At 34.1% G+C, this 8550-nt stretch carries 5 protein-coding genes and 1 pseudogene; 1 reads left to right on the plus strand and 5 read right to left on the minus strand.

Features of this window, described 5'->3' with window-relative positions; all coding sequences use genetic code 11:
- Nucleotides 1-550 precede the first annotated feature (550 nt).
- The 3 genes from CQZ94_RS29305 to CQZ94_RS29315 form a co-directional block, all read right to left on the minus strand.
- On the minus strand, nt 551-1033 hold the full coding sequence (locus tag CQZ94_RS29305) for a DUF2247 family protein (RefSeq protein WP_105588248.1): 483 nt from the start codon (nt 1031-1033) through the stop codon (nt 551-553).
- Between the two features lie 901 nt (nt 1034-1934).
- Complete coding sequence (locus tag CQZ94_RS29310; RefSeq protein WP_105588249.1) at nt 1935-3518, minus strand: vanadium-dependent haloperoxidase; 1584 nt, start codon at nt 3516-3518, stop codon at nt 1935-1937.
- Nucleotides 3519-3791: 273 nt separating this feature from the next.
- Nucleotides 3792-4400 carry a MerR family transcriptional regulator gene (locus tag CQZ94_RS29315; protein ID WP_002170141.1) on the minus strand — a complete coding sequence of 203 codons (609 nt, stop codon included), beginning with the start codon at nt 4398-4400 and terminating at the stop codon, nt 3792-3794.
- Nucleotides 4401-5077: 677 nt separating this feature from the next.
- On the opposite strand from CQZ94_RS29315, the gene CQZ94_RS29320 reads away from it, so the two are divergent.
- The gene (locus CQZ94_RS29320; RefSeq protein WP_105588250.1) at nt 5078-5509 is read left to right on the plus strand and encodes a hypothetical protein; all 432 of its coding nucleotides are present in this window, start codon (nt 5078-5080) and stop codon (nt 5507-5509) included.
- Nucleotides 5510-6137: 628 nt separating this feature from the next.
- Here CQZ94_RS29320 and CQZ94_RS29330 read toward each other — a convergent pair.
- A complete protein-coding gene (locus CQZ94_RS29330) occupies nt 6138-6794 on the minus strand; it encodes a MarR family transcriptional regulator (protein ID WP_105588251.1) in 657 nt (218 codons plus the stop codon).
- 224 nt (nt 6795-7018) lie between these two features.
- Nucleotides 7019-8439: pseudogene (locus CQZ94_RS29335) on the minus strand (plasmid recombination protein).
- Nucleotides 8440-8550 lie beyond the last annotated feature (111 nt).

Genomic DNA, 8550 nt, shown 5'->3' on the forward strand with positions numbered 1-8550 from the left:
TGCCACCACTTCCCCTAGATTAATTGATACAATAAGTCTAGCAAGGCGACGAAATTGTGTCAATTGACGTAACCCTATACGTATTTTGACGCTTTCGCATCAAAATCGATAGGGGTCTGCGACGCTTGTCGGCTTCGCCGAGCCATGCTTAGCATGGATAAAAGACCTCGGACTTTGTCCGAACCTACAAGGGGAACTCTTCCCCTTGACCCCATCAATCGAACTCCCCAACCCCTCAATCCTTGAGGGGCTCCCTCGCCGGTTGGCATCCCCAAAACGGTTTGTTTTGAGGAAATGCCAAGAGGGTGCAGAATCGGCTACACGTGTCAATTCCTTAATGCTCCTTTCCTGGATCAGCAAAAACCGCTGATCCATTCCAGTCCGCTTACCATTGACACTTACCGCTTATTATTCTTCTCCCAATAATCGTTTTGCAAGTGTAACGTTTAAACCCTTTAGCTTGTCTAATCTCGTGTTTTTGTTTCTTATAACATCCATATTTGGCCCTTGCAAGTAAAATGTCATCTCGCCTATTCTCACCCTTATTACATTAGCATTTAAATCTCACTCTCTCTAATTTTAAAAATTTTTCAAACCTATTTACCATATCTTCTTTCGTAGTTGGGACTTCTTGAGGCATATAATTAATAAAACTCACCATATCTTCTGGATAATGATGATTTCCATAAAACTCTGCAATTTCATTTAATAATTCATTATCTTCTTTACATCTTTCTTTTATTTCAGATAAACAAACAAATCTTAGTTTTCTATTCTCCTCTACTAACATTGTGCTTTCTCCATCTAATTGAGGAAAATAATTAGTTTTTATTTCTAACATCAATTTATCTAAATTTTCACTAGATACTCCCCATGCAAGTTCACTAACAAACCCACTTTCATCACCAATATCCATCAACTCTACCGCATAATCAGAAATAACGTCTTTACTAAAATAATTTTCTTGGACGCCTACAAAAATAGTTTTCCAGTCATACTTAATATGTTTATTTTTTAAATCTTTTAAGTTCATATTATTCACCTCTAAGAAATCATTACATATAAAACCGTAATCAATAAAGAAACCATTACTCTAATACATGTAAACTAATGGTTCACATATTTAACTCCTTACTAAGTTATGCTCTACATTTAATTAATACAATATTATCAGAAATTAAAAAAAGAGTCCCATAAATATAGGACTCTTTTTTACTTCTCTTGAAAGTAAACTTTTGTATATTAGTTTACATTCAAATCTTTGGTTTTATTAACTTCATTACAACTTACTCATTTTCCCAAAAACCACTGACAAAAGTATACATTCAAAACACGATAAAACAAGGAATAAATAACCAACTAATAAATATATTTTTTCTGAAAATTTATGCTATAATTAATCTGTACAAAGGTTGGTATCCTTTTACTTCTAATATTGTATTGATTTATATGTAGTACCCTACTACTTAAATATGGATCTACAAACAAAAAGAACTAGTATCATACTAGTTCTTTTTGTTTGTTTAGAATAAATAAAATTTAAAAAACACATAAATATCCATGTTACCATATATTATGACACTCAATTTTGTTTACACCATACAACAAAATTAAACTAATCCCTTATCTATAATAGATAAGGGATTAGTTTGTATAAATAATTTTTATTTAACAATTTTAATCCTGTCCAAAGATTAAAAACCATATTAAAAGTTTACATAACCCCACTTATCTGTATTCAATGTATCTAGAAAAACCCCCTTTAGTTTACTTGCTGAAGGGGTTTCGTATTTACATAATTCCCGTTATCAGAAGTTCATCTATCCGTAAAATAGGTTTTTATAGACATTTTAAGCATAACAAAGAGGCTTCAAATTGAAACCTCTTTGCTCTTCTTATGGCTGTAATGAGGAATTTTAACGAAATTCTCATTTTTAGATTATTATGGTAGTTCCGTCAAACTTGGTAAGAGAGAAACCATTAAAATTCTCATTGAAGGTAGCTTTATAGTCTTGAAGAATTCCGATGGCGACTGCTTCTCCTAATTTTAGACCCTCCACCCCATCTGAGCGCCAGTGAAGACCGGCAGTATCGCGCCCATGAGTGATATTGGAGGAAAGTTTGTTTAATTCCCCGCTAATGGTTAAAGGTGCCCCTAAATATGGTAGTAATGAAAGACCATCAGAACTAGCTACAACTGGATTAGGGATTACAAATGATTCGTTAAAGAACGCCTTCAGCATAGTGACCCCAGCTCCAACAAAGCTAGCATGTCCTCCAGGATAGGCAGGATGAGCCGGACAACCTTCTGCATAAGCTATAGGCAACAAATAAGTGCCGTACTTGTCAAAAACCTTGGAAATCGCCTGTGAATTTAATAATTCTGAGTTAATTGGATAGCTGGCGGCATCGGTCTTGGTGTTGTGAACGCGTCCTCCGAATTCTTCCGGCCGAAGCCGGCGATGAACCAGAAATTTTTGGAACCAAGCAGCTTTTAAAGCTGCCTGAGCAGCTCGGGCTACCATATCTAAAATGTGTGGAGCGCCAAAAGTGGAAAAGCCAACCTGTGTTGCCGAATTCAGATAAGGGTTAGCTGAGTCTAATGCAGCTTCTCCAAAACTCAGCAAAATTAGACAAGCATCGAGAGTACTTTGGTAGGGAAAATCTTGGTGAACCCATTCCCCTAAATTTCTACCATTTCGGATATAACGAAGAGTTGGGTCAAATACATTTGATATAGTCGGGTTCGATCCGTTTTGAATGTTCAACCATTCCTCATATGTGGTCATGTGATCGTCTCCAGCTGCTGTAGTACGATATTTTTGAACAATCGTTGTAGCTCCAAAAGGAATATCCTTCCACAGAAATTGAGAAATAAAAGGTCCAACAAGGTCACCGGTTGTACCTCCACGGAAAAGAGTACCTGTAGTGACTACCCCATTGATTTTAGGGCCTCGAAAATCTGAAAATCCTGATAGTTCAGAGGCAGCCTGGAGGGTAAGTGGATTAATGTCAAATTCTGCGAAAGATACATCTCTCGTCAATGCTCTCCAATAAAGCTCAGCCATCTCACTCGCTTCCCAGGCACTACTAAAGGCTGGTGGTACAGCAATACCCAAATGATGACTATCAGGTCCTGCCAGTTCGAATGCATAGGCAGCTTGAGGATTGGTAAGCTTCACAACTCCACCAAGAGGGATATCCTCAAAATTGTCCGAGTTACCTGTTTCTAATGAATGAATTAAAGCTTTATAAGCATTGAGATTAACTTCACCCAGTTGATTGTGTAGCAAAGCCTTAGAGAAGTTGCCTATTTTTTGGGGATACAAGTTTTCGTCACCATTACATACATGATTCGGGAGAGGTTGTTTTTTTTGGAAATTCGCTGCTTTTAAACGAATTTTAAAAGCCTTATTACGACGCTTATTTGGAGTTAAAGGTCCGATTTCACACGACTTTTTTGTGTTTACCGTCTGTTCCTGACTATCATTCTCTTCATTAGTTTGATTATTTTCCATATATTATCACCTACTAATATGAAGTGAATTCAAGATATTATCTAGTTCTTATAGAAATTTCCTAGTTTCCTTAAGTTCTATTAATTTTGAATTCTAATTTAGTATATTCACATTGATTTTACTAAGTATGGTTTCTTTTACTAATTTAATTGTCTATTTCATTTTACATAAATGAACTGTATATCATATGCATGTCAGGTTAACATAACGTACGATTATCAGTAGTAAACAAAAAGGCTCACTCCTTATATAACAAAGAGTGAGCCTTTTTATTTACTTATTAAATAAACGATTCCACAAAGAATTTTTTTGTTTTGTAATTGCAAGCTGTTGAATACTTCGTATATTTTCCATCAACATTTTATCTCTTTCATTTGCTCGGTTTTCTTGTCGAGTAAGTTGATGTTCCATACGCTCTAGAATTTCTCTATCACTTTTTCGTTCCTTCTCCATCTCTTCAATTTTTTCTAATAGGTGTCTATTAAGTTTGTCTTGCTCTTTTATATAATCTATTAAACTTTGTATAGATTCATTTGTCACAGGAGTTAGAGAACGGCTAGAAGAGTGGGTTTCGCTTTTAGATTCTTGTTGTATTTCTTGGAGAGCGTCCCCCGTTCTTGATGAAGAGCGGTTTCCTTCACGCTTAGATATAATAACTTTTGCAGCTTGTTCTAAATTAAATTTTTGCTCTTGTACTAAACTTTTAAACAGTATAAGTGTATCTTGATCATAGTGAGTATAATAGCGAGTACCATCATCATTTTTCTCCCAGTAATATCCGTTCTTTTCTAGCGCGGCAGCCCACTTTCTTAAAGTACTTACCCCGATATTTAATCGTTCACTCATTTCTTTGTTTAACAAGACATATTCATATTCCTTCAAGCTATCACCTCACTCTTTAGAATATCATAAATTTTCTTGTGGGCGCTCGTTCACCCGCTCTTCAATGATTATTCGAGAATTTAAGAGGATTCCCTTTGATTTTAAAATTGATCGGGGTAGAACATAGTAAATCAACTACCTTTTTTATACAAGATTTTATACAGATTTTTGTACTAATACAGGACATGCGTAAACCGGAAAAACCCTAGTATCTTTACAATGTATAAAATCATGCATAACATAATAAAAAGAAAAAACGCACAAATCCAATGATATCAAAGGTTTGTGCGTTTTCCTTGCTACCGATAATGAGACGTTATGTAAACCGATCATGTATCGAATATACATTACTCCTTGTTGAACTAAATGGTAGTATGATTGAAAAACATTTATCTTGTTCAATTGGTTGGATATGAAAAAATTTGTTTGATCGTAATTTTTGAAAAAGTAAAAAATAAGTATGAGGATATATTTTTTTAAGAATACTAATATGGAATTTATTTGAAAGGAGGATTAATATAACTTTCACCATTATCAAAGAACTCATTGAATGACCATTATTATTCTGTCTATTAATCAAAATTTGGTACCGTTTTAACCATGGTATTGATTAAAGTATTAAGAAAGTTTCAACAATGTTTTTAAAATCTAATTTAAAAAAGAAAAGGGGTATTTATATGGCTGGAAATGTTTTTGGTCCTGATAATAATAAAGGAATAATTGATGATTTAGAGCACATTGGTTGGGTTACAGTTCCACCTGGCAAACGTGTTAAATTTACATTTGGTAGTAGTGCTAATTGGGAAAACTGTATTTGTATTTATAACGCAGACACTGGCAATCCAATAAAAAAGCATGAAGCAGGCACTCCCCCTCGACACTTGGTTGAGTGGACTACAGACGAAAATACTACAGGTCAAAATGTTGCGTATAGAGTTACCGGATGGCACAAAGAAAGTGGACCAAGCAGCGGAGCACCTTGGATACAAAGTCGTGTAAAAGAAAATCCATTTCAAACTGATCAAGGTAATTTTCAAACTTACGGATTTGAAGATCGTAATGATAATGATTTTGACGATATCTGGGCTACAGCAGAATTTCAAGATTAGTTATCCTGCCTAATATATTATAAAAAGCACAGGAGAAGAGTTTCTTCTCCTAGCTTGTAAAGAAAAAGTATTAATGAGGAATAAATATTTTAAAAGTTATAAGGACAATAGAAATCTTTTGGTATCAATTTTGCTTTTTGGCTAGAGTGCTGGCTCGTCGTGTGGGGGGGAAACCCCACGTATTACGTATATATTTTTGAATAAGGACTATTTTAGAACGAATGATCTAAGCGGTTCGGCTCGTATAATTGCTAGTCCAAGGCGAGAACTATTGCTTTGCTTTTTGTCTGTCGGCTTGGCGAGAAAAGCATACGAGCCGAAAAAAGTTTTGCAAGGACATCATAAAAAAGAAAAGGCGTTAGCCTTTAGGTGAGGATTTACGAACCGACTTTTTTATGATGAAGGTGGAGATTTTTGAGAATGGTTTGCTCAAAAATACTACCTGTTCCTTGCGGAACTTTTAGCTCTATATATAAGAGTGAGAAGAGAAAAGTGAAGAAATTCAGTTATATCAAGGGTTTATAAGACATTAGGTGTTAAAAAAAATTAACACCTGTGTTAATTTTTTTTAACACCTAAAAAACGGAAAAACACACATAATAAAAAATGTCAATATGAAAATTGACATCTAAAATAAATAAATTGGTAGTTTATGTTTTTTCTTATTACCTTCGATTTTGATATTACGTAGCGCTTTTGAAAAAATTTGTTGAGTCGCTCTATCAATATCATCTTTAGGTGAATTACATAATATATTGGGGTTAACAAACCAAGTTCTTGCTGAACAAGCCCTTCCATCTTCAGTTATTACACCTGTTTCTGCAACTCCTAAAACCCCTTTTTCAAGCAATTCATTCATCATTTTCGAAATAGAAGTTCTTGTTTTCCCTAATTTCTTAGCTAAATAACTAGGAGACGCTATATTCGGTTTTATATCATCATCTTCATTTTTTTCAACAATAACATTTGATTTAAATTCTAGAAATCTTGAAATATCAAATAAAAATGCCTTTTCTGGTTGAGTTAAATAGCCAATTTCACATAAATAATCAATATTCTCTGTAATCATTTGGACAAATCTCACCCGATCTGTAGGTTTTTTCTTTTTACCAATAAAATACTCTTCTCCACCAGACATTTTACTTAATACTTGTAACATAATGACTCTTTCTTCTTCAGAAAGTCCACCACTACCTTCAAGTTTTTCATAAATGCTATTAATTTTACTATCTCTTTCTTTTGCCTTTTTTTCACATTGTCCAAAATCAATAATTTTCTTTGTCATATCTAAGTTAATTCCTCCTTAATTGAGGGAATCAACAAAAACACCTATTTTTTGCTATTTGATTATAAATCAAATTATGATAATCTATAATCAGATAAATGAAGTTTAGGTATTTTCGTAGAATACCCTATGAAAAGAGTCATGTTCCCGCATGACTCTTTTTTTCATTCTATCACGTTTTTATTTTCAATAACCTTAAAGATAAAAACAAAGTTTCCTTATTTTTACCGCTCCATGTCCAATCCACGATTTCTATTCATTTCTCTTTTATGCTCACGTTCAAATTGATTAATCTATTCCCTTGCTATCTAATTCGTTTTTAATAATCCCTCTAAACGCCTTAAATTGCTCTTTAAAAACTTTTTTCGTTTGTACATACAAAACTCTTATATTCGTCTGTAAACCCTTTATATGAGCTTTTAATGAACTAATTTCTCTATTTAATACACCAATTTCTTTTTGTAACTGATTTCTTTCTTGTGTCAATGTTCGATTTTCTTCCATCCATCCCTCTGTATGCACTTTTAAACTCTCATTTTCTTTCACAAAATCTGTCTTTTTCAAACGCTCATAATCCTTTTTAATAGTAACTGCTGCATTTACTTGTTTTGTTAATTCTTGATATTGTTCCGGTGATAATACATAATTTCTTGTCTGTTTCTTCATAATTTCAGCTTTACCAAACATTTTATCTTGTACTTCTGTTATTACTTCTCTACGCAAAAATGGAATTTTAACAGGTTCATTTGGTACTTGATCTGTAGCACTATCTAATTCTTTTTGCATTTGTTCTACTCTTTTTTCTAACTCTACATGACGCTGGCCAATTAGCTGCAGTTTTTCACTTTCACTCGCTACTTGTTGTTTTACTATCTCTAATTCGTTTGTTTTCTCTTCAACGTTTTTTAAATGATAGTCAATCGTTTGTAACTGTGTTTCTTTTTCTTGTACTTGGTTTTCAATAGTTGACTTCGCTTCTGCATATTCCTTGTATTGACGGACTTTCATGTACTTATGTGAACCTACATTAGCACGTTCAAAATTCGGAATGTGTTCTTTAGCCAATTGCTCAATATAGGCCGTTTCTAATTCTCTCCAATGTGCAATTAACTTTCTCCCTGTTCCTTGTACTCCTTGTTGTTGCAAGGCTCTATCCATTCCGACACGCCTCGTTAATCCTCGACTACTTTCGAAATTCGGTACATAGTTAATATGTAAATGCGGATTTGCTTCATCATCATGTAAAACCATGTTATAGACTGCTAGATTTAGATTTCGCCCTTGAAACGCCTCCGCATACTGTTTTAACGCTTCTTTTTTAGCTTCCCTATACCTTTACCTTTGGGTCATCTTTACCCTCTCCAACCGCTACAACCAATTCTCGTTGCTCATGTGTCTTTTCATTTTTATGTATTTTGTCATAGTAGTCCTGAATCTTACGGTCATTTCGTTTTTGCTACTCATTATACTTGTCCACCGCTTCTTGAAAGACATCCTTGTATACACTTCAGATATCCTTTTGAACAAAGTAGATATTCTCGTCTAACCTGGATGGATCGATGCCAGGATTCCCATAAATGTTTTCTCTGTTATTATGGCTTAATGAACTTTGGTGAGATTGATTAAATGAAATAGAGAACAACATAAAGTGCCACCACTTCCCCTAGATTAATTGATACAATAAGTCTAGCAAGGCGACGAAATTGTGTCAATTGACGTAACCCTATACGTATTTTGACGCTTTCGCATCAAAATC

The organism is Bacillus sp. MYb209, assembly GCF_002975175.1.
Lineage (GTDB): Bacteria > Bacillota > Bacilli > Bacillales > Bacillaceae_G > Bacillus_A.

What these genes read in the sequence shown, in the direction of transcription:
- CQZ94_RS29310 (WP_105588249.1), bottom strand. Translation starts at nt 3,518, where the DNA reads ATGGAAAATAATCAAACTAATGAAGAGAATGATAGTCAGGAACAGACG.
- CQZ94_RS29305 (WP_105588248.1), bottom strand. Translation starts at nt 1,033, where the DNA reads ATGAACTTAAAAGATTTAAAAAATAAACATATTAAGTATGACTGGAAA.
- CQZ94_RS29330 (WP_105588251.1), bottom strand. Translation starts at nt 6,794, where the DNA reads ATGACAAAGAAAATTATTGATTTTGGACAATGTGAAAAAAAGGCAAAA.
- CQZ94_RS29320 (WP_105588250.1), top strand. Translation starts at nt 5,078, where the DNA reads ATGGCTGGAAATGTTTTTGGTCCTGATAATAATAAAGGAATAATTGAT.